The following is a 26974-nucleotide window of genomic DNA, read 5'->3' on the forward strand; positions in this document are numbered from 1 at the left end:
CATGTCCAACCTGACGCTCACCAAGATCCTGGTCGCCAGCCACAACGCCGGCAAGATCTCCGAATTCCGCGATCTGTGCGGCCCGTTTGGCGTCGAGGTCACCTCGGCGGCTGAACTGGGCCTGGCCGAGCCTGAGGAAACCGGCGACACGTTTGAGGCCAATGCCGCGACCAAGGCGCTTGCTTCGGCAAAAGCCTCGGGCCTGATCGCGCTGTCGGATGATTCCGGGCTGATGGTGGATGCACTGGACGGCGCCCCTGGCGTCTACACCGCCGACTGGGCGACGCTTGATGATGGCAGCCGCGATTTCATGGTCGCCATGCAAAAGGTCGAAGATGCACTCAAGGCCCGCGGTGCCGACACTGAGGCAAAACGCACCGGGCGGTTTGTCAGTGTGCTGTGCCTGGCCACGCCCGAAGGCGAAGTCAGCTTCTATCGTGGCGAAGCACCGGGCGTTCTGGTCTGGCCGCCACGCGGCAGCCTCGGTTTCGGCTACGATCCTGTGTTCCGTCCTGATGGCCACACACGGACATTCGGCGAGATGCCGGCCGAGGAAAAGCACGGCTGGAAGCCCGGTCAGGCGACCGCGCTTTCACACCGCGCGAAGGCGTTTAAACTGTTTGCGGAGCAATGCCTCGGCGTACCGGCCACGTGAGCGCGGCTTCCCTGCTCACCGACGCAATCGCTCCCGACACCGGCAAGCCCGGTTTCGGGGTTTATCTGCATTGGCCGTTCTGCGCCGCAAAATGCCCCTATTGCGATTTCAACAGCCATGTCCGCCATGCCGGCGTCGACCAGCAGGCCTATATCCGGGCATTCAGCCAGGAGATCGCGGCGATGCGCGAGATTTCCGGGCCGCGCGTAGTCACAAGCATGTTTTTCGGCGGCGGCACACCATCGCTGATGGCGCCTGACACAGTGGCAGCCATTCTGGACGCGGTGCGCGCAGCTTGGATGGTGCCCGACGGGATCGAGATCACGCTGGAAGCCAATCCGTCGAGCGTCGAGGCGGGCCGCTTCCGTGGCTACCGCGAAGCCGGCGTCAACCGCGTGTCGATGGGCGTGCAGGCGCTCAATGATCCCGATCTCAAGCGACTGGGTCGGCTGCATGACCGCGCCGACGCGCTGAAAGCCATTGGTCTGGCGCGCGACATCTTTCCGCGCATGTCGTTTGACCTGATCTACGCCCGACCCGACCAAACGGCGCAGACCTGGGCGCTGGAGCTCAAGGAAGCCATATCGCTCGCCGCCGATCATTTGTCGCTGTATCAGCTGACGATCGAGGAAGGCACGCCGTTTTACGGGTTGCACAAGGCCGGCAAGCTGATCGTGCCGGATGGCGAATTGTCTGCGGAACTCTATGAGCTGACCCGCAGCGTCTGCGAAGACCACGGCATGCCTGCCTATGAAGTCTCAAACCATGCCCAGCCCGGCGCCGAAAGCCGGCATAACCTGACCTATTGGCGCTATGGCGATTATGTCGGGATTGGTCCCGGTGCGCATGGACGGCTGACAACGAGCGCCGGTAAGATCGCCACGGCCACCGAACGCATGCCGGAAAAATGGCTGGAGCTGGTGGCGCAAAATGGGCACGGCATGGTCGAGACCAGCGAACTCAGCCTGTCCGAACAGGCCGATGAATTGCTGCTGATGGGGCTGAGATTGCGCGAAGGCATTGATCTCAAGCGCTGGCAGGCATTGTCAGGCCGCGGGCTTGATCCGGACCGCACTGAATTCCTCATTCACCACGGCATGATCGAAAAGATGACGCCCGACCGTATCCGCTGCACGCCGCAGGGCATGCTGGTGCTTGACGCGGTGGTCGCCGACCTGGCGTTCTGAGGAGGGTTACGGAGTCCTTTGCGCATCCAATTGGATGCGCGGCGCTGTAAGTAGCCTATCCGGCTTTTTGCACCCGGCTGGGATCGGGAAGAAATTTCTCGGCTTCGATTTGAGATACCGGGGGCGAAAAATAGTACCCCTGTACCAACCGTCCGCCGAGCTGTTTCACCGCAGCCAGTTCCTGCTTGGTTTCAACCCCTTCAATGACGCAGCCCAGCCCCATGTCGGAGCTGAGCGCAAGCAGGGATTTGACGATCTTGTAGCTTGCTGGATTCTGATCCAGATCGGTCACAAAGCTGCGGTCAATCTTGATTTTGGTCAAAGGCAAAGCGTGAAGCTGGCTCAGGTTGGAATAACCGGTTCCGAAATCATCAAGCGCTATGCCGCAACCGAGCCGTTTGAATATTTCAATTCCCGCCTTGGCCTGGTTGAAATCATACATCACCGCGGTCTCGGTGATCTCCAGATCAAGGCGCCTGGGGTCGACGCCGCTCGACATGATGATCCCGACAATGATTGCAATGCTGTCGGATGAACTGATGTCATGAGTCGACAGATTGAAGGAAAGCCCGATGTTCTCCGGCCAACTGGCGGCGGCAGTGAGCGCCTTTCTGAGCAACACACATGTGAGTGTGTTCACCAGGCCGATCCGCTCTGCAACCGGAATGAAGAGCCCCGGTGACACATTGCCGACCTCCGGGCTGGTCCAGCGCGCCAGTGCCTCGAAAGCGCGCGTCTGCTGAGTTTGCACGTCAATGATTGGCTGGAAAACCACCGTCATCTCGGCCTCGAGATCAGCCTGGCTCAACGCCTGTTCGATCTGGACGTTTTTCTCGATTTCGACAATATGGAAATCGGAAAACAGCAATGCATGGCCACGGCTGGAGCGCTTGCTTTGATAGAGTGCATAGTCTGCGCGCTCGTAGAGCTGCTTGGCACTGCATGCCAGCTCGGGGAAGACTGCAAAGCCTATCGATCCGGAAATCTGCACTGTCGCATCGGCAAGATTGAACGGGATGCGCAAGGCGGCACAAACCCGTTCACCCAACGCCAGCAACTCGTCGTCGCCGGGGCAATCCATTACGGTCAGGGCAAATTCATCCCCGCCAAGCCGGGAGACATGGATTGTCTCATCGGCAAGTGCCGCCAGTCGCAATCCAACTTCGACAAGAAGCTCGTCGCCAACCATGTGTCCATAAAGGTCATTGATTGGCTTGAAGCCATCGAGGTCGAGGACGCCGACAGCGAGGCGCCTGCTTTCCGCTTTTGAAAATGTCTCTTCAAGGTGAGCAAAGAACTGGCGGCGATTGGCAAGCCCGGTCAGACTGTCGATTTTGGCCAGACGGGCATTTTCCATGTTCACCGCTTCCAGTCTGGATCGAGCGCTGACAGCGCCGGAAAAATAGCGGAACTGCACTCGCACCACCATCAACATGGCGATTGATACGAGCAGGGAATTGACCGCCATGCCGACAAAAGACGTGATGCCCGAGAGGCAGAAACAGGCGATGAAGGCGGCATTGATGGCAAAGGCGGCGATAAAGGCAGCCGACGGCATCTGCTGCAAACAGACAATGACGCCAACTCCCGTTATGGCGATGAAAAAGGCGATGTTGCCTTGCATATAGGCATCGCCGTAGGGATACAGCGACGTAGCCCAGGATGTCAGGATGACGCAGAGCAAAAATGCGAATCCGTTGGTGCGCATCAGCGCCTTGCGGGCAGATTCGGCTGTTGGAACAATGTGTCTTGATCGCCACCAGCTGGCAATGCGCGCACCACAGACCACTGAAAACCCGACCGGGACATAGATCGAAAGCCATAGCGGTGCGGTGGCGTAAAATGTGATTGCCAGCACCCAGGAATTTATCAGTACAATGCAATACATCAACGGGACCTGATTTGAGAACACCTCAAACTGGGCCTTGAGCAGGTCATCGTTGCCACCGGGAACGGACACGAGATGCTTGATGCGGGAATACAATGGTATCAACACTTTGATCAGCCGTTGTCTTGATTTTCGCAGGAATCTATCGCGTTCTTTGGGCGACTTTACGAAGTGAGTGTTAAATTACTGTTCCAGTGCATGTATTCAGAGTTTCAATCAGGCCGATCAAGTCCAGCGGATAACGGCGATTTCGGAACGGGCCAAATCATCGTGCGATCAACAGGACAATGTTACGGTCAGAGGCCGTCTGGCCAAACAGGAGACAACGAAACTTGCTCTCTGCATTGACGTAATGACGAACCATCCAGGACGCAGAGCTATTCCTGCTTTCCCTCTCACATCTTTCCAGACTTTGAAAACTGCGCGCGGACAGGTTCAAGAGCCTGGATCGGGCAGACGGATAGAGGTCAGGGCGCCTGTCTATGCCATTTCCCGGCCCCGCCCCGTCGCTTGTCTTTCGGTGTGAACTGAAAATGAACCGGGCGTTCAGGCTGGGTTGAAATGCGGTTGCCTAGGTTGGGTCATCGAACAACAGACAGACCCGACCAACGCACCCAAGGAAACAAGATCATGTTCAACAAAGCACTCATCGCCGCCGCCGCCGTCAGCATTCTGGCCTCCGGCTTTGCCAGCTCAGCCGAAGCCGCTTCCAGCACGCAACGGGACCACCGCAGCAAGGTGATTGCGCGTGATCACCGGGCTCCGGATGTTCGCGACCACAGAACCAAGGATGAGCTTCGCGATCACCGCAGCCAGCGCCGCAACGAGGTGGTCAAGGTCAACCGTGCCAAGCAGTCTTGCAACGTGGGAAAGCAGAAACTGCGGTGGAGTGGCTACAAATCGGTCAAGGCCTTTGATTGCAAGGGCACCTCCTACAGCTACCGCGCCAAAAAGGGCCACGGCATCTTCCAGGCAACGATGAATGCCTATAGCGGCAAGATGCACGTCAAATTCGTCGGCATCGCGCACTAAACCGCAGGTCAGGCTTGCAGAGACAAAGGTGGTGGCCAGCAGGCTGCCACCTTCTTCGTTTCCCAAGATCGGCGCAGACCTGCATGGTGACGGCTCCCGCCGATTTTCAGCCGTTCCTGTCAGGATCGCACCACTGGTGTGGCCAACAGGCAAGTTTCTGCCTAAACACATTCTGGCCAACGGGTGGTACTTCCGGATGCCCCGATCCGAGCGGAGCGAAAATGACGCGCAAGACATCAAAAGCTTCAAGCAATGCCGAAAGCCAGCAAGTTGCTGCCGCCGAGCCCGTGCGGACATTTCGCATCGGTGTGCACGACATCGCGGCGCGGCCGGTGGCGCCGGGGCTTTATCTGGTCTCCACACCCATCGGCAATCTGGGCGACATGACCATCCGCGGTCTGGAAACGCTGGCCGGCGCTGACCTCATCGCCTGTGAGGATACGCGTGTCAGCCGGGTGCTACTCACTCGCTACGGCATCGCCACCCGTCCTTACGCCTATCACGAACACAATGCGGAGCGTGTCGGACCGAAGCTGATGGAAGCGCTGGAAGCCGGGAAAAGCGTTGCGCTGATTTCCGATGCGGGCACACCGCTGATCTCCGACCCGGGCTACAGGCTCTCACAGACCGCGATCGAGGCAGGCGTGCCGGTGATCCCGATCCCTGGCGCCTCGGCGCCGATGGCCGCACTTGTAGCCTCGGGCCTGCCCAGTGATGCGTTCCTGTTTGCCGGATTCCTGCCATCCAAGGACAAGGCGCGGCGCGACCGGCTGGCAAGTTTCGCCACGACCGAAGCGACGATGATGTTCTTCGAAAGCCCGAACCGGCTGGCGGCCTGCCTGAAATCCGCAGCCGACGTTCTCGGCACGGACCGGCCCGCTGCCGTGTGCCGGGAACTGACCAAGGCCTATGAAGAGATCCGGCGCGGTACGCTGGGCGAGCTTGCCGCACAGTATGAAGACGAGAATGTGCGCGGCGAGATCGTGCTGGCGATCGGCCCCGGCTCGACGCCCTTGCCGTCTGAAGACGATGTCGATGTGCTGCTGGCCAAGCTTGCAGCCGATCTGCCTGCCGGCAAGGCGGCGACCGAAGCCGCCCGTTTGACCGGGGTGCCGCGCAAGGATCTGTATCAGCGGCTGCTCGACATGAAGGATCTCGCTGCAAAAAATCCGGATTGAAAGGATGAGGCGTGAGTTCGGATGACAGACTCAACAGCAAGCGCCGCTCCGAGCGCAAGGGCCGCCGCGCCGAGTGGTTTGCGGCGCTTGCCCTGATGCTCAAGGGCTACCGGATAGCCGCCATGCGCTACCGCACTCCGGTGGGCGAAATCGATCTGGTGGCGCGCAAGGGCGATCTGATTGCCTTCGTCGAAGTCAAGGCGCGCCGCGAGCTGGCCTTGGGCGTTGATGCCGTGAGCTATCCGGCACAAAGGCGCATCGCGGCGGCCGGAGAATTGTTCATCAGCCGGCAAAAGGACTCCGCCCGGCTCTCATGGCGGCATGATATTGTGGTGGTGAGCCCGTGGAGGTGGCCGGTGCATCTTGAGGATGCGTTTTAGGTCTGCCTGTTGGCGAGGGATCTGCGCTTGGACGTCAGGCTGTTGCTGCCAGGGGGACATGCGATAAAACGTCCTTCCTGCCGCACCGATACCGGATGCCACCCAGTCCACAATCAGGTAAATCAGCCGGGCGCCTGCTCCGCCATGCAGCTCCATGAAGGCGTCCTCTTCTCGCAGCGCTTGGGCCGGTCTGGCCTGCGGAAACGGACACTCGCCGGTTCTTCTGGTGTTCCTGAGTATCAGCATGATCCGCCTCCCCTGAAAGGATGTGGCCACGCGACGGGCTTGACCTGCTGCCAACTTAGTGGCTGGTTGGACCGCACGGAATGAAACAGTTTGAACGGATCTTTTCATGAATGAAACGAACGCAGACTGGGGCGACCTTCGTCTGTTTCTCGCGGTGGCGCGCGAAGGCGGGCTGTCGCCGGCAGCGCGAGCGACCGGGCGCAGCGCCGCGACACTAGGGCGGCGCATGTTGGCGCTAGAACGGTCTCTCGGTCGGGAATTGTTCATCCGGCACGAGCGCGGCTACGAGATGACGGCCGAAGCGCGCCAACTGGTTGAGGAACTGAGCCAGATAGAGACCCGCATCACCAGGCTGACGGCCACACCGGGCGAGGCCGAGCGGCCGTTGATCAAGGTTTCAGCCGGCACATGGACCACGCTGGTCCTGCTCGACAATCTGGACGAGATCACCGGCGCCCCGGCAGATATCCGGCTCCGTTTCATCTCGGCCGAATCCGCCTTGAACATAGCCCGCCGCGAGGTTGCCATCGGAATCCGCAACGCGCGCCCGACCGATACCAGCCTTGCCGGGCGCGCGCTGTCGCGTGTCGAATTTGCGCCTTATGCGAAGGCCGGCGCCCCGGACCGCTGGATCAAGGTGATGGCCGACACACCCTCGGCGCGATGGCTCGACAAGATGATCGGCACCGACGCCGTCTGTGAGGTCAACGCCCCGCGCAACAGCCTCGATCTAGCGCTTGCCGGCAAGGGCATCGCCCTGCTGCCGACATTCATCGGCGACCGCCAGAAAACGCTCAGGCAGACGGGCGGCACCATCCCCGAACTGTCGCACGACCGCTGGATCGTCACGCATCAGGATGATCGCCACCTGCCCGAAGTCAGAAGCACCATCGACCGGCTTTGCAAGGTGCTTGGGCGGCGTTAGCGCCAGAAGGCGGCAAGTGCAGGCTGGTCATGTGTCTGCGATCCAACGGTAGAGACCTGGCCCAACTGTGCGGGGTTCATTCTCGAGACAGAAATCCACGGTTCGCTGCCATTTGGCAGCATCCAGGGCGCCAACCTCTAGCATGTGTTTTAGCGGCGGTGTCGTGGCGGCCTACTTCAAGGCCCACCGCCCGGCCTGCCCGTCCCCCCAAATAAACTCGGCAAAAATGCATATTGAAACTTTTTATCGATTATTTCTTCCGCATAGGTAAAATTAGCCTGTCCGGCACTTCATCCGGTCGAACGAATGGGAGGAATATGATGTTGTTACCTAGGCATATCTTGGGCGTAGTCGGCGTGTGGGTTGAACTGATGGCAGGCGGGATCGGGGCAAATGCGGCTCCATGTCTCGAGGTCACTCTGACCGGCACGCAGGGCGGCCCTCCGGTGTTCAATGGACAGGCAGGCGCAGGCACGCTTGTCCGCTATGGCGATGATGCCAACAAATGTTCGGACGTGATGCTGCAGTTTGATGCCGGGCGCGGCACCCTTCAGCAATTGTCGAAGCTCAACGTGCCCGTCGGCAAGATCAACGCCGTATTCCTGACCCATATCCATTCCGATCACACCGACGGACTTGCCGATCTGGTGCAGGTCCGATGGCATTTCGGATCGGCGGGACCGAAAGTCGATCTCGTCTGCAGTGCGGATGTCGAGGCCAAGCCGGGCCACGTGGCCAGTTGCGCCAATCTCGCAACGCATCTGGGAGATTCCTACATAGCCTCGGGCGAGATAGCCCAGCGTCTGGCCGAAAATCCGAAGCGACTGCCGGGCGGACCTGCCGAATTGCTGAACGTCAGCACCTTTGATGGAACGGCAGAAGGCCAGGAGGTCTGGCGTTCGGGCGACGTGGTCGTCTCAGCGGTCACCTCACGCCATATCGCCGGGCATGCGTCCTACCGGGTCGACACGCCTGCAGGCAGCGTCGTCATCGGCGGAGACGCCGGCAATGATCTGCCCGCCCCACCGCGGGACTCGTCCACATCGGCCTCAGTCGAAACTCTGGCCAAGGACGCTGATGTGGTGGTGCACTCGACCATCCATCCGGTGATGGGACCGGACAAGGACAGCGGCTTTCCGCCGCCGGTATTTTACCGTCAGGCCACGGCCTCCGATCTCGGCGCGATGTCGCAGCGCGCAGGCGTCAAGCATTTGATGCTGACCCATCTGATCCCGCCTCTGGGCGCCAAGAACCAGGGGCCCTACAAAGTTCCGGGCGGCGGACTGACACAGGCCGACTATGCCGATGCTGCAAAGGGTGCCGGCTTTGAAGGGAATATCGTCGTCGGAACCGATCTGGCAACGCTCCGGCTTCCAGCTGAATAATGTGTTGAGAATGACAATTGCAGGCGGGGCATCAGATACCCCGCCTGCTTTGCAGAAAGACCGTTGAGGCGCGTCTTTCGTGGTGCTGCGAGATCCCTGTCAGTCCCTTACGCAGCCGGTGCATTGCGGCGGCGGGATACCCCTTCGTCAGCCGGAAAATCAGGTCCAGCACGACAGTCCTGATGTTCGCCGGGGCACTTCCCGGATGCGTTTGAGATGGAACCCGCTTCGAACCACGCCGTACGAAATGGCGTAATCACCTTCAGCCCAAGCAGGCAGGGTACGAGCGGCAAAATGGCCGAGTTCTGCTCCTCCCAATCGAAGATTTTTCCGACGCTGCAGACATCTCGGAGGTGGATGAAGCCGATGCACCGGACTCAGCTCAAATCCCATTTTGGTTTCATTTATTTTCGTTTGACATTCGGTTAAGGTTCCTTTTATCTTCATCGAATTCGGGAATGCGGGTGCATACTCACCTGCGGCGAGCATTGTGGACGGCCAGACAATTGTGGTGGCTCTGCAATCTGGAGGCGAGGCTTGGGAGGGCTTCTTCTACATGCTGGAACTGGACAACGTCTCCAAGGTTTACAACGGGGAAGCGCATATCAGTGACGTTTCGCTGCGGCTGGAAAGTGGTACGCTGAACGTGCTGCTGGGCCCAACCTTGTCGGGCAAGACCAGCCTTATGCGGATCATGGCCGGCCTCGACCGCCCGACACGCGGACGCGTGCTGAGTGATGGACAGGATGTGACCGGTCAGGCGGTGCAAAAGCGCAACGTCGCCATGGTCTACCAGCAATTCATCAATTACCCGGCGATGACGGTCTATGAAAACATCGCCTCGCCGCTTCGCATCTCCGGCGCCGACAAGGCGACGATCGAGCGCGAAGTGGCCCGCGCCTCGGACCTGTTGCGGCTGGGCCCCTATCTGCAACGCATGCCACTCAATCTGTCGGGCGGGCAACAGCAGCGCACGGCGCTGGCGCGGGCCATCGTCAAGAAGGCTGGCCTGGTGCTGCTCGATGAGCCGTTGGCCAATCTCGATTACAAGTTGCGCGAGGAATTGCGCGCCGAACTGCCGAAGATTTTCTCGGAATCGGGCGCGATCTTCGTTTACGCCACCACCGAACCGTCCGAGGCATTGCTGCTGGGCGGCGACACGGCGACGTTGAGCGAAGGCCGTATCACCCAGTTCGGGCCGACGGTCGATGTGTTCCGCGATCCGGTGGATCTGGTGACGGCGCAGACATTCTCCGATCCGCCGATGAACCTGCTTCCAATGGAGAAGAAACAGGGCAATTTCATCAAGCAGGGCGTGCGCGACATCCCGGTTCCGGCCGCACTTTCGCATCTTGCCGACGGCCCCTGCACGCTGGGTTTCCGTCCGCACAATCTCTCGCCTGTTGCCGGTGCAGGCACGACACCGCTGTCAGCTGAAGTGATGGTGACCGAAATCACCGGATCGGAAAGCTATGTTCATCTTATTCATGAAGACCAGCGATGGGTGATGCTGACCAAGGGCATCCACGACATCGACGCGGGCGAGATGATGGACGTGCATCTCGATACGGCTCACCTGCTGGTGTTTGATCGCGACGGGCGCACGGTTCGCGCCCAACCAGCGGGAGCATGAGGAAACACCATGGCCCGCATTGATCTCGACCATATCCGCCACGCCTACATGGCAAACCCGACGCGCGACGAAGACTATGCGCTGCGCGAAGTGCATCACTCCTGGGATGACGGCGGTGCCTATGCGCTGCTCGGGCCCTCGGGCTGCGGCAAGACCACGCTGCTCAATATCATTTCAGGCCTGCTGACACCGTCCGAAGGCAAGATCCTGTTCGATGGCAAGGACGTCACCGGGCTGCAGCCGGAAGAACGCAACATCGCCCAGGTGTTTCAGTTCCCGGTCGTCTACGACACCATGACCGTGGCCGACAATCTGGCCTTCCCCTTACGCAATCGCGGCATGGCCGAAGCCGACGTCCAGCGCCGGGTCGCCGAAGTGCTGGAGATGATCGATCTCGGCGACATCGCCAATCGCAAGGCGCGCGGCCTGACAGCCGATCTCAAGCAGAAGATCTCGCTCGGTCGCGGCCTGGTACGCGCCGATGTCAACGCCATCCTGTTTGATGAGCCGCTGACGGTGATCGATCCGCACATGAAATGGCAGCTGCGCTCGCAGCTCAAGCTTCTGCATCGCCGCTTCGGCCACACCATGGTCTATGTCACCCACGACCAGACCGAGGCACTGACCTTCGCCGACAAGGTGGTGGTGATGTATGGCGGCGAGATCGTCCAGATCGGCACGCCGCAGGAATTGTTCGAATACCCGAGCCACACCTTCGTCGGCTACTTCATCGGCTCGCCGGGCATGAATGTGCTGCCGGTCGCACTCGACGGTGCGCGTGCACAGCTGGGGCAGCAATCGATCACTCTGCCCGGCGCAGCTAGCCTGACCGACGGCAAGCGCACCGAGTTAGGCATCCGTCCTGAGTTTGTGCAGCTCGGCACCACAGGCATGCCAATCAGCGTGCGGATGGTCGAGGACATCGGGCGGCACAAGATCGTGCGCGCCATGATCGAGGGCCACGAGCTTGCGATCGTACTGGATGAGGATTCGTCGGTGCCCGCCGATCCGCATGTCACTTTCGACCCCGCCGGAATCAACATTTACGCCGACGACTGGCGCGTAAAGCTGGGAGGCTGAGATGGACAAGACCTGGAACAACAAGGCCTGGTTCATGGTACTGCCGATGCTGCTGCTGGTGGCATTTTCGGCGGTGATCCCGCTGATGACCGTGGTCAATTATTCGGTGCAGGACACGTTTGGCAACAACCAGTTCTTCTGGGCCGGCACCGAGTGGTTTTCCGATGTGCTGTCGTCGTCCCGCTTTCATGACGCGCTTTTACGCAACCTTTTATTCTCCGGCATCATCCTGTTGATCGAAGTCCCGCTCGGCATCTTCATCGCGCTCAACATGCCGCGCAAGGGGCTGGGCGTGCCGTTCTGCCTGGTGTTCATGTCGCTGCCGCTGCTGATTCCGTGGAACGTCGTCGGTACCATCTGGCAGGTGTTCGGCCGGGTCGACATCGGCCTGCTCGGCTACACGCTCAACGCGCTCGGTTTTGACTACAATTACGTCAGCGATCCGTTCGATGCCTGGGTTACGGTGATCACCATGGATGTCTGGCACTGGACCAGCCTGGTGGTGCTGCTGTGCTATGCCGGACTGGTGTCGATCCCGGACGCCTATTACCAGGCAGCCAAGATCGACGGTGCCTCGCGCTGGTCGGTGTTCCGCTATATCCAGCTGCCGAAAATGAACCGGGTGCTGCTGATCGCCGTGCTGCTCCGCTTCATGGACAGCTTCATGATCTACACCGAGCCCTTCGTCGTCACCGGCGGTGGTCCGGGCAACGCCACCACCTTCCTGTCGATCGATCTGGTCAAGACCGCCATCGGCCAGTTCGATGTCGGGCCGGCAGCGGCGATGTCGCTGATCTACTTCCTCATCATCCTGCTGCTGTCATGGGTTTTCTACACCGTGATGATCACCAACGACGCCAAGGGCTGAGGGAGAGCGAACCATGACAATTTCCAGCAACGCCACCTCGCAGACCAGTCTCGACGCCACAGCCGCCATGGCGCGGCGGACGCAACGCTCCAACGCGATTGCGCGCTTCTCTTTCCTGGTTCCGGTGATCTACATCTTCCTGTTGATGTTGCCGATCTACTGGCTCATGAACATGAGCTTCAAGACCAACACCGAGATCCTCGGCGCCTTTTCGCTGTGGCCGCGGGATCCGACGATTGCCAATTACAAGGTCATCTTCACCGATCCGGCCTGGTACAATGGCTACATCAATTCGATCATCTATGTGGTGATGAACATGGTGATCTCGGTCGCGGTGGCGCTGCCTGCAGCCTATGCGTTCTCGCGCTACCGGTTCCTGGGCGACAAGCACCTGTTCTTCTGGCTGCTGACCAACCGCATGGCGCCGCCGGCTGTGTTCGCACTGCCGTTCTTCCAGCTCTATTCCGCTTTCGGACTGATCGACACTCATATCGCGGTGGCCATTGCCCACTGCCTGTTCAATGTACCACTGGCGATCTGGATTCTTGAAGGCTTCATGTCGGGCGTGCCCAAGGAAATCGACGAGACCGCCTATATCGACGGCTATTCGTTCCCGCGCTTCTTCATCAAGATATTCACCCCGCTGATTGCGAGCGGCATCGGCGTGGCGGCGTTCTTCTGCTTCATGTTCTCCTGGGTCGAACTGCTGATCGCCCGCACGCTGACTGTCACCGACGCCAAGCCGATCGCCGCCACCATGACCCGCACGGTCTCTGCCTCAGGCATGGACTGGGGTGTGCTGGCCGCAGCCGGTGTACTGACCATCATTCCGGGCGCGCTGGTGATCTGGTTTGTCCGCAACTACATCGCCAAGGGCTTTGCCCTGGGCCGGGTCTGAGGAGGTTACGTCATGGATCTTTCCTGGATGGCCTGGACCGGGCCTACGGCAACCTTCTTCATCGTCATCTTCCTGCTGCTCGCCGGCATGGGCGTGTGGGAATACTTTGTGCCCGGCGGTTCGCCGCGGGTTGGAATTTTGCGCTTTGAGACCACCCGCGGCGACCGTCTGTTCGTTTCGCTGCTTGGTTCGGCGTTCATCAATCTCGCCTGGCTCGGACTTGTCGGTCCGAACCTGTGGTGGGCTCTTGCCCTGTCCGTGGTCTACGCCGTCGGCGTGTTCCGCTGGGTCTAGGGTTTGAATACCGGAAGCGGCAATTCCGCCGTTTCCGTTTTCGCAAGTCGGGAGGAAACTGCAATGCGGAAACATCTTTTACTTTCATCCGTGGCCATGGCGCTGGTGCTCAGCGCTGGTGCGGCACAAGCAGGCATGGAGGAGGCCAAGAGCTTCCTTGATGCTGAAATCGGCGACGTCTCGACGCTTGATCGTGCTGCCCAGGAAGCCGAAATGCAGTGGTTCATCGATGCTGCACAGCCGTTTGCCGGCATGGAGATCAAGGTCGCATCCGAGACGCTCACCACCCATGAATATGAATCCAAGACGCTGGCTGCAGCGTTCGAGGCAATTACCGGCATCAAGGTCACGCACGACCTGATCGGCGAAGGCGATGTGGTTGAAAAGCTGCAGACCCAGATGCAGACCGGCGAGAACATCTACGACGCCTATGTCAACGATTCCGATCTCATCGGCACGCACTGGCGCTACCAGCAGGTTCGCAACCTGACCGACTGGATGGCCGGTGAAGGCAAGGATGTCACCAATCCGGATCTCGACATCGAGGACTTCATCGGAACTTCGTTCACCACGGCTCCGGACGGCAAGCTCTACCAGCTTCCCGACCAGCAGTTCGCCAATCTTTACTGGTTCCGGTATGACTGGTTCAACGACGAAAAGAACATGGCCGATTTCAAGGAAAAATACGGCTACGATCTTGGCGTTCCGGTGAACTGGTCTGCCTATGAGGACATCGCCGAATTCTTCACCGGTCGCGAAATCGACGGCAAGAAGGTCTATGGCCACATGGACTACGGCAAGAAGGACCCGTCACTCGGCTGGCGCTTCACCGATGCCTGGCTGTCGATGGCCGGCAATGGCGACAAGGGCATCCCGAACGGCGTTCCTGTTGATGAATGGGGCATCAAGGTGGACGAGAATTCGCGTCCGGTCGGCTCCTGCGTTGCGCGCGGTGGCGACACCAACGGCCCTGCTTCTGTCTATTCGATCCAGAAGTACCTCGACTGGCTCGCAGCCTATGCACCGCCGGAAGCCCAGGGCATGACCTTCGGCGAAGCCGGTCCGGTTCCTGCCCAGGGCAATATCGCCCAGCAGATCTTCTGGTACACCGCCTTTACCGCGGATTCGGTCAAGCCCGGCCTGCCGGTGGTCAACGAGGATGGCACGCCGAAATGGCGTATGGCACCCTCCCCGCATGGCGTTTACTGGAAAGACGGCATGAAGCTCGGCTATCAGGACGTGGGCTCATGGACGCTGATGAAGTCCACCCCCGAAGACCGCGCCAAGGCCGCATGGCTCTATGCGCAGTTCGTCACCTCCAAGACCGTCGATGTGAAGAAGAGCCAGGTTGGCCTGACCTTCGCGCGTGAATCGACGATCCAGGACCAGAGCTTCACCGATCGCGCCAAGGATCTTGGCGGTCTGGTCGAGTTCTACCGGTCTCCGGCCCGGGTCCAGTGGTCGCCGACCGGCACCAACGTGCCTGACTATCCGAAGCTGGCTCAGCTCTGGTGGCAGGCAATCGGTGACGCTTCGTCAGGCGCCAAGACTGCCCAGGCAGCTATGGATTCGCTGTGCGAAGAGCAGGAAAAGGTCATGTCCCGCATCGAACGCTCCGGCGTTCAGGGCGACATCGGTCCCAAGCTCGCCGAAGAGCACGATCTGGAATACTGGAACGCGGATGCCGTCTCGAAGGGCAACCTCGCTCCACAGCTGAAGATCGAAAACGAAAAAGAACAGCCGATGACTGTCAACTACGACGAACTGGTCAAGAGCTGGCAGTAAGATCGGCCAACGCCGAAACGACTGAAATACAATCGGGGCCTTCGGGCCCCGATCTGTTGGTGGAGACTGCGATGCTCTAACGGCCGCTTCCCGCCCGCTGCGACCAAGTCCCATCTCCAAATCTGCCACTCCCCCGTTGCAATCCCCCCCACCCACGCCCTATGTGAGAGCCATCAGATTGGCGGAGACACCCTATCCATGAGCAAGATCAAGAATGTCGCGGTTCAGATGGACCATGTGCGCTCGATCAAGATTGCCGGCGATTCCACCTTCGCCATGTCGCTGGAGGCACAAAACCGCGGCTATAAGCTGTTTCACTACACGCCGGACCAGCTGTCGATGCGCGACGGCAAGATCGAGGCGGTAGCAGAGCCGATGATCCTGCGTGATGTCGAGGGCGACCATTTCGACCTCGGGCCGCAGGAAAAGATCAATCTGGCCGACATGGATGTGGTGCTCTTGCGGCAGGATCCGCCATTCGACATGGCCTACATCACGTCGACGCATCTGCTGGAGCGGGTTCACCCCAGGACACTGGTGGTCAATGATCCGGCCTGGGTGCGCAATTCGCCAGAGAAGATCTTCGTCACCGAATTTCCCGACCTGATGCCAAAGACCCTGATTTCCCGCGACCCGGCGACGATCAACGCCTTCCGCGCCGAGGTCGGCGACATGATCCTCAAGCCGCTTTACGGCAATGGCGGCGCCGGCGTGTTCCACATCAAGCCCGACGACCGCAATCTCGCCTCGCTTCTGGAAATGTTTGCCCAGATGTACCGCGAGCCGTTCATCGCGCAGGAATACCTGCCGTCGGTGCGGGCAGGAGACAAGCGCATCATCCTGATTGACGGCGAGCCCGTCGGCGCGATCAACCGAGTGCCGGCGGAGACGGATGCGCGCTCCAACATGCACGCGGGCGGCCGCGCCGAGCATAGCGAACTAACACCGCGCGAGCAGGAAATCTGCGCCCGCATCGGCCCTTCGCTGAAGGAACGCGGCTTCATCCTGGTCGGCATCGACATCATCGGCGACCTGATGACCGAGATCAACGTCACCTCGCCGACCGGCCTTCGCGAAATCAAGAACTTTGGCGGACCGGATGTGGCGGCATTGTTCTGGGATGCCGTGGAATCCAAACGCTCATAGCAGGACGCAGCCCGGAACGCCGGATCACTTCAGTGCGGCCGCCACATTGCCGGGGCGGAATTCGGTGATCTTGTAATCCGCCACTCCGGCTGAGTGGAAGGGATCGTCCTTGATCAACACTTCGATGTCGTCAATCGACCGGCCGCGAGCAATGATGACTCCACCGGTGCGCGGAACTTTTGCGCCTGACGTCAGCAACCGGCCTGATGCGTAAACGCGCTCGATGAAAGCAAAATGCGGCGCGACCAGCGGATCGAAGTTTTCAAGCGGCGTCATGTAGGTGAGATCGATGACGAAGAGATGCTCTCCGTCTTCCAAAAAGGCCATTCTGGTGGTCCTGCCAAACAACGGCATGGCAATCCTCGTCTGTCGCGGTGAAAAAATGACAGGAGCGGGGGTGCCCGGCAATGTTCCTGTCGCACAACTCGATACAACTATGCTCGCCTTAATGGTGTAATTGTTTCCTTATTGTTCTTGTTTTATTCTGCATATCATGTTTCACTTCAGCCGTGATTGCGCATGACGGGCATGCACTGAAGCCCGCCACGCAGATTGGAAGGGGCAGGAGCATGGTTGCGCGGGTCAGCACGGTTTCATTCCAGGGTATCGAAGCGGTGCCGGTCGACGTTCAGGTGATGATCGCGCCGGGCAAGGTCAACATGCATATCGTCGGGCTGCCCGACAAGGCAGTTGCCGAAAGCCGCGAGCGGGTACAGGCCGCACTTCATGCCTCCGGTCTGGCGCTGCCCGCCAAGAAAGTCACCGTCAATCTGGCGCCTGCAGATCTGCCCAAGGAAGGGTCGCATTTCGATTTGCCGATCGCGCTCGGACTCATGGCAGCGCTGGGTGCTATCCCCGGCGATGCGCTTGACGGCTATGTGGTGCTGGGTGAACTCTCGCTTGATGGCACCATCGCCAGCGTCGCAGGCGCCCTGCCCGCGGCAATCGGCGCCAATGCGCTTGGCAAGGGCCTGATCTGTCCGGCAGATAGCGGACCGGAAGCGGCCTGGGCCGGCGAAGAGATCGACATTCTGGCACCCCGCTCGCTGATTGCCATCGCCAATCATTTCCGCGGCACGCAAGTGCTCTCACGCCCGGTGCCGGCAATGCGGGCAGCACCCGCCAACATGCCGGACCTGTCAGATATCAAGGGACAGGAAACCGCCAAGCGGGCGATCGAGGTGGCTGCGGCCGGCGGGCACAATCTGATCATGGTTGGACCTCCGGGGTCCGGCAAATCGATGCTGGCAGCGCGATTGCCGTCGATCCTGCCACCACTGTCCCCGCCCGAACTTCTCGAAGTCTCGATGATCCATTCTATCGCCGGGCAACTGGCGGGCGGCAAATTGTCCGACCGGCGGCCGTTCCGCGCGCCGCATCATTCGGCCTCGATGGCGGCGATGGTCGGCGGCGGCTTGCGCGCCCGGCCCGGCGAGGTGTCGCTGGCGCACAACGGCATCCTGTTTCTCGACGAGTTCCCCGAGTTCACGCCGCAGGTGCTCGATTCGCTGAGGCAGCCGCTGGAAAACGGCGAGAGCGTCATTGCCCGGGCCAATCACCGGGTCAGCTACCCCGCCAATATTCAGCTGATCGCGGCGATGAACCCGTGCCGCTGCGGCATGGCCGGCGAACCGGGACATTCCTGCGCCCGCGGGCCACGCTGCCAGGCGGATTATCAGGGCCGCATTTCCGGTCCGCTGATGGACCGGATCGATATCCGCATCGATGTGCCTGCGGTGACTGCCCAAGACCTGATCCGGCCGCAGCCGGCAGAGCAAAGCGCCGACGTGGCGGCCCGTGTCGCGGCGGCGCAGACTATGCAGCAGACCCGCTACCGCGAGCTTGGCCGGCCCGATATCCGCACCAATTCGCAATGCTCGACATCGCTGGTCGAACAGGTGGCCCAGCCCGATGCCGGCGGACAGGCGCTGCTCAGCGACGCGGCGGAAAAGATGCGGTTTTCGGCCCGCGCCTATCGCCGCATTCTCAAGGTGGCCCGGACTCTGGCCGACCTCGACGCTGCCGAAACGGTCGGACGGATCCACCTCGCAGAGGCGATCTCCTACCGGATTTCAGCAGAACGGGTGTCGCAGGCAGCGTAAACTGACAATGGTGAGCAACCCGCCATGCAGCCGCCCGCTCACAACACGAAAGCGCGATTAATCCCAGTGCCGTCAGAATTGCGCCTCAGCCCAGACCGTCAAACAATGCCGTCGAGAGATAGCGTTCAGCAAAGGACGGGATGATGACGACGATCTGTTTGCCTGAATTCTCGCTGCGCTGACCAATCTTGACGGCGGCAGCAAGTGCTGCGCCTGAGGATATGCCGACAGGAAGGCCTTCCAGTTTCGCCACCCGGCGGGCCATCTCGAAAGCATCGTCATTGGTCACCTTGACGACCTCGTCATAGATCTTGGTATCAAGAACAGCCGGGGCAAACCCCGCGCCGATGCCCTGGATCTTGTGCGGTCCGGGATTGCCGCCCGACAGCACCGGGGAATCGGCCGGTTCGACGGCGACGATCTGCACCCCGGGTTTCCTGACTTTGAGCACCTGGCCGACGCCGGTGATGGTGCCGCCTGTGCCGATGCCGGAGACCAGAATATCGATGCCGCCCTTGGTGTCGTTCCAGATTTCCTCTGCGGTGGTCTTGCGGTGGATCTCCGGATTGGCAGCGTTTTCGAATTGCTGCGGCATCACCGAGTCAGCGATTTCGCCGAGCAGTTCTTCGGCCTTGGCGATGGCGCCCTTCATGCCCTTGGGGCCTTCGGTCAACACCAACTCAGCGCCGAGAAGGGCGAGCATTTTGCGGCGTTCGACCGACATGGTTTCCGGCATGGTCAGGATCAAGCGGTAGCCCTTGGCGGCGGCGGCGAAGGCCAGCGCGATGCCGGTGTTGCCCGATGTCGGCTCGATCAATGTGGTCTTGCCCGGCGCAATCCGGCCTTCGGCTTCCAGCGTCTCGATCATGGCGACGCCGATCCGGTCCTTGACCGAGGCGAGCGGATTGAAAAATTCGAGCTTGGCCAGAAGCTCGGCTTTGACGCCATCGGCCGCCGCCAGCTTGGAGAGCCGGACAATCGGCGTGTTGCCGACGGTGTCGATGATCGAATCGTAGATCCGGCCGCGACCGGGCGTTTCAGCTGAATGTTCGGACATCACAGAACTCCTTGTTGGTTGCCGTGACTGTAGACGCGGCACGGCAACCAGGCCAGTCATTGCGCTCAGCGGCGCTGACCGCAGACGCAAAATAATACCTCGGCCGGATCAGGGTGTGGAAATTCTTTTCGGTAAAAACCATTGACAGGTTCAGCGCACCAGAAATCCGGCAGCCAGCGGGTCGTCATCCTCGACAGTGAACTCGGCCTTGCCGGAATAAAACGCCCGGCCCGAGACGCGCGCGGTGATGGCGGCGTGCGCGCCACAGCTCGTCACCGAGGCCACCGCGCCTGAAAACCGGCTGCCGATGGTGCTTTGAAATGTCCGCTCCTGGCCGATGCCGATCTGGCCGCGGGCATGCATGGCGGCAAGCCGGGCGGTAACGCCGGAGCCGGTGGGCGAGCGATCGACCTGGCGATCGGCAAAGACGCAAACATTGCGGGTCGGCTGGTCCGTCCAGGCATCGCGGCCATCGGTGAGGATGGTTCCGTAGAGAAAAGCCAGATCATCGGCGTCGGGATGGCTGAGCCGAATTGTTTTCTGGATCTCCCGGGTCAGCGCATCAGCGGCGTCGACAAAGCCTGCCACCGGGTCCCGGCCGAATTTCAGCCCGAACTGGCGGGCGTCGGCCAGCGCGTAAAACGCACCGCCATAGGCGATATCGAAACTGACCTTGCCCCAATTGCCAAGAGTGAGCGCCTTGTCGCGGGCAAACAGGAACGACGGCACGCTTTCGAAGCTGACCTCGGTGGCTTTGCCGTCGCGCATGGCAACTTCAGCACGGACCAGACCGCAGGGGCATTCGATGTTGACGACGGTCACATGTTTGCCGGGCGGCACCAGGCCCTGATCCACCGCGTAGCGGCCAAGCGCCACGATGGCGTGGCCGCACATGGTGGAATAGCCCTCATTGTGCATGAACAGCACCGCCAGATCGGCGCCGGGCAGATCCGGCTCGACCAGCAGCGCGCCATACATGTCCGCGTGGCCGCGCGGCTCGAACATCAGGATCTTGCGCAAATGATCGAGATTGTCTCGGACAAAAGCACGCTTTTCGAGGATCGTGCCCTTGGGCAAATCCGGGTAACCACCAGTGACAATACGCAACGGCTCGCCGCCGGTGTGCATGTCAATGACGGTGAGAACGTTGCTCATTTGGCGCCGGTCGAGCCAAAACCACCGGCGCCGCGGGCGGTCTGGCTGAGAGTGTCTTCGAGAACCAGCCGGGCCTGCACCACCGGGGCGATGACCAGCTGGGCGATGCGCATGCCGCGGCTGACGGTGAAGGGCTCGGCGCCGAGATTGGCGAGGATCACCTTGACCTCGCCGCGGTAATCGCTGTCGATGGTGCCTGGCGTGTTGAGGCAGGTGATGCCGGATTTGAGCGCCAGCCCGGAGCGCGGCCGGACCTGGCCTTCAAAGCCAAAAGGGATTTCCATGATCAGGCCGGTGGGCACGGCAAAACGGCCGCCGGGTGCAAGCGTCAGCGGCGCGTTGTCCTCGACGGCGGCGCGCAGATCCATGCCGGCGGAACCCGGGGTCTCATAGGCCGGCAAATCGAGGCCTTGGCCATGCGGCAGGCGCACAATCTTGAGCTCCGGGGCGGACTCTGGGGCGGGCGCTAGAGGGGAAACGGGCTTTATCATAGCGCGAGCTTTTACCCTTGGCAGGCCAAGGTCAATTGCATGGCGGGCGGCAAGCGGTTAGAAGGCAGCGCCATCAACAGGAATTCGCCACCGATGCCCGATACACTTGCCGAGGAGGTCGGCCGCCGTCGCACCTTCGCCATCATCTCGCACCCGGACGCCGGCAAGACGACGCTGACCGAGAAGCTTTTGCTGTTCGGCGGCGCCATCCAGCTCGCGGGCGAGGTGAAAGCCAAGAAGGACCGGATCCAGACCCGCTCCGACTGGATGAAGATCGAGCGCGAGCGGGGCATCTCGGTGGTCACCTCGGTGATGACGTTCGAGTATGGCGGGCATGTGTTCAATCTGCTCGATACGCCGGGGCATGAGGACTTTGCCGATGACACCTACCGGACGCTGACGGCGGTGGATGCGGCGGTGATGGTGATCGATGCGGCCAAGGGCATCGAGCCACGGACGCTGAAGCTGTTCGAGGTCTGCCGGCTCCGCGACATTCCGATCATCACCTTCATCAACAAGATGGACCGCGAGGCGCTCAATCCGTTCGAGCTGCTTGATGAGGTCGAGCAGAAGCTGGCGCTGGATTGCGCGCCGATGACCTGGCCGATCGGTCAGGGCAGATCGTTTTCGGGAACCTATCATCTGGCGAAATCGGCGATCCGCGGATCGGACAAGGAAACCGAGCTGACGCCGGTGAACGGGCCGGAATCGGACCAGGTGGCAGGGCTGTTGCCGGAGAACGAGCGGGCGACATTCATCGAGGAGGCGAGCCTGGCGGTGGAAGCCTGCAAGCCGTTTGATCTCGAAAGTTTTCGCGAGGGACATCTGACGCCGGTCTATTTCGGCTCGGCGCTGAAAAATTTCGGCGTGCGCGACCTGATCAATGCGCTGGGCGAACTGGCGCCGCCGCCGCGGGCGCAGGTTGCCGACACGCGGACGGTGGAAGCCACCGATCCGAAGATGACGGCCTTCGTGTTCAAGATCCAGGCAAACATGGACCCCAATCACCGAGACCGGATCGCCTTCGTGCGGGTCTGTTCGGGCACGCTGGAGCGCGGCATGAAGGCGCGTCTGGCGCGCACCGGCAAGCCGCTGAGCCTGTCGGCCCCGCAGTTCTTCTTTGCCTCGCAGCGGCAGATTGCCGACACGGCCTATGCCGGCGACGTGGTCGGCATTCCCAATCACGGCACGCTTCGAATCGGCGACACGCTGACCGAGGGCGAGGCCTTGGTGTTTCAGGGGGTGCCTAACTTTGCGCCGGAAATCCTGCGCCGGGTCAGGCTCGAGGATGCGATGAAGGCGAAAAAGCTGAAGGAAGCGCTGCAGCAGATGGCCGAGGAAGGCGTGGTGCAGTTGTTCTCGCCCGAAGACGGCTCGCCGGCGATTGTCGGCGTGGTCGGCGCGCTGCAGCTTGACGTGCTGAAGGAACGGTTGTCGGCGGAATACGGCCTGCCGGTGAGTTTTGAAATGGCGCGGTTTTCGGTCTGCCGCTGGATTTCGGCTGCGGACAAGAACGAACTCGAACGCTTTGTCACCAGCCATCGCGGCGACATTGCCCGCGATCTTGACGGCGACCCGGTGTTTCTGGCCGCCGACCAGTTTTCACTGGGCTATGAATCGGACCGCTGGAAGCAGATCGACATGGTGGCGATCAAGGAATATCACGTCAACAAGGCGGCCTGACCGGCTGAGCCGGACCGAGGCGGCCTAGGCGCTTCCCGCCGCTGACGAACAGACACGCAAAAACCTCCGCGCGCGGAGCTTGGCCGCCGAGGGTTTGGGGTGTCGGTCATCCGGGTCGAAAAAACCGGATTGCGGGGCACGGGCGACAGGCCCGTGAGGAAGAGGTGGTGGATTGGCGCAGTCGCCCGCGCCCCGCCAGTGATGGAGCCCCTGCCTTCCGGGCAAGGGCCGGCATCCGAATGACGGAGGTCTTACGACAGTCCCTGGCGGTTTCGTCTCGTTCGGCCGTACCGCCGGCCGAACCCGCCTGTGCCCGAACTGCTCCCGGTCTCAATTCCGTCCAGCGCATAAGGGCCTTGTCAGGACCGGCGTCAAAGCTGACGCCGCCGGTGCTGGCGCGGACCAGCAGGCTCCGGTTCCGGCGGTTGTCTGTGCGGCTCCACGTGCAGATCCCTGTGATCTGCCCCGCGAAAACGCCCGCCGGGGTGTTTCCTCCGCAAGCTTTTGACAACGCGATTCGGCTCCGCGCCGCAAAACTCACCGCCCTCCGCCAACCAGGGTTCCGTAGTCCCCGGCCATCCGTGTGAACGGAAGGTGGAGCCAGTATCGCATGGGGGCAAAGGGTGGGGAAAATTTTGGGGGACTTTTTGTGGGGGGGTGTGGAGAGTACGAACAAACTCCAAACCTTGCCGATTAAATGGAACTTTGTGGTGAATGTCCATAATGGGCGAAAGCGCCTTTTGCTCCGCATTCCCGGCCGGCTCGTTTGGGGCCGCATGCTGACTGGCGTCTCTCAATTTGTGGGTGCTGGAAAGCTGCCATACGATTGGCTGTGGGTGAAACGAGAACTCGGGGCCAATAGCCGAGCGTTCACTGCGGGGACATCAGGCACATAAAGGGGACATCAGAGATCAGGCCACCGACGGTCAAGCTCAGGCCCCTACACCCTACTTCAAGGCGGGGTTGGTAAGGTAGCGGATATTTTCCAAAGCTGAAGTATCGCGGGGAGACTAGCCTTATTCTATCCTTACCTTCAGCAATTACATCGGTTTAATGACCCTTGAGCCAACTTCTGGCCCCTACGAACTTGACCAGTTCAGCCGCCGGCATCGGACAAGCGAAATGAAAGCCTTGCAGGGAGTCGCAGCCGATATCGCGAAGGATTTCAGCATGACGGGCGCTTTCCACGCCCTCGGCGCACACTTCGATGCCCTGCGACTTTCCGATATCAACGATGGAGCGGATCAGCCGCTGCTGCTGTTCGCTGTGTACAATCGGCGCTACCAGCTGGCGGTCGATCTTCAGGCGCTGGGGGCTGAGTCTAAGGAGACTGACAATGGAGGCATGGCCCGAGCCAAAATCGTCGATATCAATGTCGATGCCCATTTTTCTGATGCCATCGATGTTGCGTGAAATAATGTCGTCGCTTTCGTCGAGGAAGATCGACTCCAGCAGTTCAAACGAGACCCGGCCGGGCTGTATCGGCAGCGATTTCAAGGTTTCGATCAGCTTCTCGTCGCTCAGCCTGCGGGCTGACACATTGACTGAAAGCTTCGCTATGCCGAGCATAATCCTGTCCCAACCAGCAAGATCGACCAGCGCCCGTTCAAGTATTGCCCGGTCAATACTGCCAACGGCGTTCAAATCCTCGGCGACGGGCAAGAACTTATCCGGGGTCAAAAGCCCGCGTTGCGGATGGTTCCAGCGCGCCAGCGCCTCAACGCCGATGAGATCAAGGCTGCTTGCGTCGAATTGCGGTTGGTAGAAAGGTACGAATTCGCCCCGTTCAAGCCCATTGAGAATGTCGTCGGCGCACTGCTTGCTAAAGATGACTTCGGCTTGCAACTCGTCAGTGAAATAGGCCGCACAGTTGCGCCCGTTGCGTTTGGCGCGGTAGAGCGCAATATCGGCGTTGATCAGCAACTGTCCTGGATCGATCCCGGCGCTGGCCTTGGCGATGCCGATACTTGCGCCGGTCCGGCATTCCTTGCCGTTCCAGTGCATTGGCCTGCCAGCGCCGCTGATGATCCGCTTGATCAAGCGCTGGAGTTGGTCGTTGCTCAGGGCAGATGGCAAGACAACGACGAACTCGTCACCGCCTATCCGTGCCACCATATCGGTATTGCGCACCGTGGCGGTCAGCAGATCGGCGATATGGCAGAGCATCGCGTCGCCGGCGGCGTGCCCCATCGTATCGTTGATCTGCTTGAAGCGGTCGAGGTCGATGTGCAGTATTATGAGGCTGTCGGCTGCGGCGGCGTTGCCTGAATATTGCGACAGCTTTTCGTCAAGGCAGCGCCGGTTTGGCAAACCGGTGAGCGAATCGTGCAATGAGGCGAACTCCATATTCGCCCTGGCGATTTCCAGATCGCAGTTGCGTTCCTCGGCAAGCTGGTTGGCGAATCTGAGCGCATCGGCGCGTTGCACGTCAACTGTGATATCCCAATTGACCCCCATGATGGTCTCGCGTCCATCGGCATTGGTGACGAAGCGTCCGTAGCTGCGGATATGGCGGCATTCGCCCGCCTGGGTCACAATCCGGTACTCGCATGTATAATCGGAGCGGCTGGTAAATGCCGCCTCGCATGTTTCCAGTACCGCCTCGCGGTCATCAGGATGCACCAGATCCACCCAAGCAGTGGCGGACTGCCTTGTCATCGGGCTGCTGGTAACGCCAAAAATCTCACAGGTGCGCGCGTCCCATGTCGGCTGCATGGTTTCAATGTCTGTTTCCCAGACGCCGACTCTAGAGGTGGTCAGTGCCAATTCCAGCCGCCGCGACACGGCGGCGAATTCCATCTCGCGTTGTTTGATGTCGGTTATGTCGGTGTCAGTGCCGATTATGCGCTTCGGCGTGCCATCAGCCTGCCACTCGATGCAGCGGCCGCGCGCCAGAATCCAGATCCATTCGCCGGTCCGGTTTTTTTCCCGATAGACATAGGTTACATCTTCCAGTTCGCCGGAGTTCTGCTTGCGGACGGTCTCGCTCACATGCTCCACGTCCTCAGGATGGATCACCTTCAGCCATTGGTCATAGTCTCCGGTGACATGCTCGGTCTCCGGAATGCCGCGCATCCGTTTCCAGGTCGATGAAAAGAACCAGATGGAATTCTCATAGTCGAAATCCCACACGCCTTGACCGGCACTCTCGAGGGCAAAATTCCACCGCTCCAACGCTTCGGTCGCTGCTGCTTCCGCATGTTTCTGCTTGTCAATAGCGGTTATCTGGACAGCGAAGGCAGGTTTGCCTGGGCCTCGCAGGCCTGGGAGCATCGACACCGAGCCTATGATCCAGACCGTGTCGCCGTCGCGGTGCAAGTAGCGACGTTCTGCGGTGTAGGAGCGTTCGCCCGCAGTAATCAGCGACAACAGTGTCCTTTTCGCGACGGGTCTGTCATCGAAGTGGATAAGGCAGTCAACGCTGCGGCCGATGAGTTCGAAGCGGTCATAGCCAAGCAAATCACACAATCCGCGACCGACATCGACGATCTTCAGCTCCAGATCGAGCAGTAGAATGCCCACAGCGGCATTGCTCATGACCGCTTCCATAAGGTTCTCGGTAGTCGGGCCTGCCGGAACAGGTACTAATTTGGGCAGTGCTGCGGACTTTCTCATGGCCCCACGTATAGCCCCAAAAAGGTAAATATTGCTTCCACCTCGGCGTGGGGCGGTGCGGTTTGTCCTGATAAGTGGTCGGACGCGGTGGGAGATCGCGGAAGGTCTGGGTATCGGGCTTTCGACTCCGACGCTATGGCTGAGTCGAGAGCAGGATGCAGCCGGGTCCCAAACAGAAGCGCGCCAGACAACTCGCGTGTGGGACTTCAATGCCCTTTGCAGCGAACGGCTGCATAGAGGAGCTTAATCCAAGACCGCCAACGGCCGGCTTGGGGGCGCATTGTTGTCATA

22 protein-coding genes are annotated in these 26974 nt (G+C 60.5%); 16 read left to right on the forward strand and 6 right to left on the reverse strand.

The window, feature by feature from the left end:
• Window position 1: 1 nt before the first annotated feature.
• A complete protein-coding gene (locus IMCC20628_RS18770) occupies window positions 2–655 on the forward strand; it encodes a non-canonical purine NTP pyrophosphatase (RefSeq protein ID WP_047031464.1) in 654 nt (217 codons plus the stop codon).
• Window positions 631–1842, forward strand: coding sequence for a radical SAM family heme chaperone HemW (gene hemW / locus IMCC20628_RS18775; RefSeq protein ID WP_047031465.1), 1212 nt, complete (start codon window positions 631–633; stop codon window positions 1840–1842). Before IMCC20628_RS18770 ends, hemW begins: the two co-directional genes overlap by 25 nt.
• Window positions 1843–1897: 55 nt before the next feature.
• Here hemW and IMCC20628_RS18780 read toward each other — a convergent pair whose 3' ends face one another.
• Window positions 1898–3838: an EAL domain-containing protein gene (locus tag IMCC20628_RS18780; RefSeq protein WP_245307823.1), complete on the reverse strand. Its 1941-nt coding sequence runs from the start codon at window positions 3836–3838 to the stop codon at window positions 1898–1900.
• 522 nt (window positions 3839–4360) lie between these two features.
• Here IMCC20628_RS18780 and IMCC20628_RS18785 point away from each other — a divergent pair.
• From IMCC20628_RS18785 to gshB, 12 genes are all read left to right on the forward strand, one after another.
• On the forward strand, window positions 4361–4762 hold the full coding sequence (locus IMCC20628_RS18785) for a hypothetical protein (RefSeq protein WP_047031466.1): 402 nt from the start codon (window positions 4361–4363) through the stop codon (window positions 4760–4762).
• 221 nt (window positions 4763–4983) lie between these two features.
• Complete coding sequence (gene rsmI / locus IMCC20628_RS18790; RefSeq protein WP_047031467.1) at window positions 4984–5940, forward strand: 16S rRNA (cytidine(1402)-2'-O)-methyltransferase; 957 nt, start codon at window positions 4984–4986, stop codon at window positions 5938–5940.
• Window positions 5941–5951: 11 nt separating this feature from the next.
• On the forward strand, window positions 5952–6320 hold the full coding sequence (locus tag IMCC20628_RS18795; RefSeq protein WP_047031468.1) for a YraN family protein: 369 nt from the start codon (window positions 5952–5954) through the stop codon (window positions 6318–6320).
• 352 nt (window positions 6321–6672) lie between these two features.
• Window positions 6673–7491, forward strand: coding sequence for a LysR family transcriptional regulator (locus IMCC20628_RS18800; protein ID WP_047031469.1), 819 nt, complete (start codon window positions 6673–6675; stop codon window positions 7489–7491).
• A 317-nt stretch (window positions 7492–7808) separates the two neighbouring features.
• Entirely contained in the window at window positions 7809–8876 is a 1068-nt protein-coding gene (locus IMCC20628_RS18805; RefSeq protein WP_082128233.1) for an MBL fold metallo-hydrolase, read from the forward strand.
• Between the two features lie 556 nt (window positions 8877–9432).
• On the forward strand, window positions 9433–10509 hold the full coding sequence (locus IMCC20628_RS18810; protein WP_047032770.1) for an ABC transporter ATP-binding protein: 1077 nt from the start codon (window positions 9433–9435) through the stop codon (window positions 10507–10509).
• Window positions 10510–10518: 9 nt separating this feature from the next.
• Complete coding sequence (locus tag IMCC20628_RS18815) at window positions 10519–11589, forward strand: ABC transporter ATP-binding protein (protein WP_047031471.1); 1071 nt, start codon at window positions 10519–10521, stop codon at window positions 11587–11589.
• Between the two features lies 1 nt (window position 11590).
• Complete coding sequence (locus IMCC20628_RS18820) at window positions 11591–12457, forward strand: sugar ABC transporter permease (protein WP_047031472.1); 867 nt, start codon at window positions 11591–11593, stop codon at window positions 12455–12457.
• Between the two features lie 67 nt (window positions 12458–12524).
• On the forward strand, window positions 12525–13355 hold the full coding sequence (locus IMCC20628_RS18825) for a carbohydrate ABC transporter permease (RefSeq protein ID WP_047032771.1): 831 nt from the start codon (window positions 12525–12527) through the stop codon (window positions 13353–13355).
• A 12-nt stretch (window positions 13356–13367) separates the two neighbouring features.
• On the forward strand, window positions 13368–13649 hold the full coding sequence (locus IMCC20628_RS18830; protein WP_047031473.1) for a DUF2160 domain-containing protein: 282 nt from the start codon (window positions 13368–13370) through the stop codon (window positions 13647–13649).
• 63 nt (window positions 13650–13712) lie between these two features.
• Complete coding sequence (locus IMCC20628_RS18835; RefSeq protein ID WP_047031474.1) at window positions 13713–15434, forward strand: ABC transporter substrate-binding protein; 1722 nt, start codon at window positions 13713–13715, stop codon at window positions 15432–15434.
• A gap of 198 nt (window positions 15435–15632) precedes the next feature.
• Entirely contained in the window at window positions 15633–16580 is a 948-nt protein-coding gene (gene gshB, locus IMCC20628_RS18840) for a glutathione synthase (protein WP_047031475.1), read from the forward strand.
• A 24-nt stretch (window positions 16581–16604) separates the two neighbouring features.
• Here the strand turns inward: gshB and IMCC20628_RS18845 are convergent, their stop codons facing one another.
• A complete protein-coding gene (locus IMCC20628_RS18845; protein WP_047031476.1) occupies window positions 16605–16907 on the reverse strand; it encodes a YciI family protein in 303 nt (100 codons plus the stop codon).
• A gap of 242 nt (window positions 16908–17149) precedes the next feature.
• On the opposite strand from IMCC20628_RS18845, the gene IMCC20628_RS18850 reads away from it, so the two are divergent.
• Window positions 17150–18682: a YifB family Mg chelatase-like AAA ATPase gene (locus IMCC20628_RS18850; RefSeq protein ID WP_047031477.1), complete on the forward strand. Its 1533-nt coding sequence runs from the start codon at window positions 17150–17152 to the stop codon at window positions 18680–18682.
• 85 nt (window positions 18683–18767) lie between these two features.
• On the opposite strand, the gene cysK is transcribed toward IMCC20628_RS18850, so the two are convergent.
• The 3 genes from cysK to dut form a co-directional block, all read right to left on the reverse strand.
• Window positions 18768–19739, reverse strand: coding sequence for a cysteine synthase A (gene cysK, locus IMCC20628_RS18855; protein ID WP_047031478.1), 972 nt, complete (start codon window positions 19737–19739; stop codon window positions 18768–18770).
• A 150-nt stretch (window positions 19740–19889) separates the two neighbouring features.
• Entirely contained in the window at window positions 19890–20894 is a 1005-nt protein-coding gene (locus IMCC20628_RS18860) for a proline racemase family protein (protein ID WP_047031479.1), read from the reverse strand.
• A complete protein-coding gene (dut, locus tag IMCC20628_RS18865; RefSeq protein ID WP_047031480.1) occupies window positions 20891–21385 on the reverse strand; it encodes a dUTP diphosphatase in 495 nt (164 codons plus the stop codon). The genes IMCC20628_RS18860 and dut overlap by 4 nt, the downstream gene beginning before the upstream one ends.
• Before the next feature lie 93 nt (window positions 21386–21478).
• On the opposite strand from dut, the gene IMCC20628_RS18870 reads away from it, so the two are divergent.
• Entirely contained in the window at window positions 21479–23068 is a 1590-nt protein-coding gene (locus tag IMCC20628_RS18870; RefSeq protein WP_047032772.1) for a peptide chain release factor 3, read from the forward strand.
• 1050 nt (window positions 23069–24118) lie between these two features.
• Here the strand turns inward: IMCC20628_RS18870 and IMCC20628_RS18880 are convergent.
• Complete coding sequence (locus IMCC20628_RS18880) at window positions 24119–26893, reverse strand: EAL domain-containing protein (protein ID WP_156174577.1); 2775 nt, start codon at window positions 26891–26893, stop codon at window positions 24119–24121.
• Between the last annotated feature and the right edge of the window lie 81 nt (window positions 26894–26974).

The organism is Hoeflea sp. IMCC20628, from assembly GCF_001011155.1.
In the GTDB taxonomy this organism is placed as follows: domain Bacteria; phylum Pseudomonadota; class Alphaproteobacteria; order Rhizobiales; family Rhizobiaceae; genus Hoeflea.

Bases quoted from the DNA above. Each gene is read 5' to 3' on its own strand.
- gshB (WP_047031475.1), top strand. From the start codon at position 15,633: ATGAGCAAGATCAAGAATGTCGCGGTTCAGATGGACCATGTGCGCTCG.
- IMCC20628_RS18860 (WP_047031479.1), bottom strand. From the start codon at position 20,894: ATGAGCAACGTTCTCACCGTCATTGACATGCACACCGGCGGCGAGCCG.
- IMCC20628_RS18845 (WP_047031476.1), bottom strand. From the start codon at position 16,907: ATGGCCTTTTTGGAAGACGGAGAGCATCTCTTCGTCATCGATCTCACC.
- IMCC20628_RS18870 (WP_047032772.1), top strand. From the start codon at position 21,479: ATGCCCGATACACTTGCCGAGGAGGTCGGCCGCCGTCGCACCTTCGCC.
- IMCC20628_RS18815 (WP_047031471.1), top strand. From the start codon at position 10,519: ATGGCCCGCATTGATCTCGACCATATCCGCCACGCCTACATGGCAAAC.
- hemW (WP_047031465.1), top strand. From the start codon at position 631: ATGCCTCGGCGTACCGGCCACGTGAGCGCGGCTTCCCTGCTCACCGAC.
- IMCC20628_RS18850 (WP_047031477.1), top strand. From the start codon at position 17,150: ATGGTTGCGCGGGTCAGCACGGTTTCATTCCAGGGTATCGAAGCGGTG.
- IMCC20628_RS18770 (WP_047031464.1), top strand. From the start codon at position 2: ATGTCCAACCTGACGCTCACCAAGATCCTGGTCGCCAGCCACAACGCC.
- IMCC20628_RS18810 (WP_047032770.1), top strand. From the start codon at position 9,433: ATGCTGGAACTGGACAACGTCTCCAAGGTTTACAACGGGGAAGCGCAT.
- IMCC20628_RS18825 (WP_047032771.1), top strand. From the start codon at position 12,525: ATGGCGCGGCGGACGCAACGCTCCAACGCGATTGCGCGCTTCTCTTTC.
- IMCC20628_RS18830 (WP_047031473.1), top strand. From the start codon at position 13,368: ATGGATCTTTCCTGGATGGCCTGGACCGGGCCTACGGCAACCTTCTTC.
- dut (WP_047031480.1), bottom strand. From the start codon at position 21,385: ATGATAAAGCCCGTTTCCCCTCTAGCGCCCGCCCCAGAGTCCGCCCCG.
- IMCC20628_RS18800 (WP_047031469.1), top strand. From the start codon at position 6,673: ATGAATGAAACGAACGCAGACTGGGGCGACCTTCGTCTGTTTCTCGCG.
- cysK (WP_047031478.1), bottom strand. From the start codon at position 19,739: ATGTCCGAACATTCAGCTGAAACGCCCGGTCGCGGCCGGATCTACGAT.
- IMCC20628_RS18820 (WP_047031472.1), top strand. From the start codon at position 11,591: ATGGACAAGACCTGGAACAACAAGGCCTGGTTCATGGTACTGCCGATG.
- IMCC20628_RS18835 (WP_047031474.1), top strand. From the start codon at position 13,713: ATGCGGAAACATCTTTTACTTTCATCCGTGGCCATGGCGCTGGTGCTC.
- IMCC20628_RS18785 (WP_047031466.1), top strand. From the start codon at position 4,361: ATGTTCAACAAAGCACTCATCGCCGCCGCCGCCGTCAGCATTCTGGCC.
- IMCC20628_RS18805 (WP_082128233.1), top strand. From the start codon at position 7,809: ATGATGTTGTTACCTAGGCATATCTTGGGCGTAGTCGGCGTGTGGGTT.
- rsmI (WP_047031467.1), top strand. From the start codon at position 4,984: ATGACGCGCAAGACATCAAAAGCTTCAAGCAATGCCGAAAGCCAGCAA.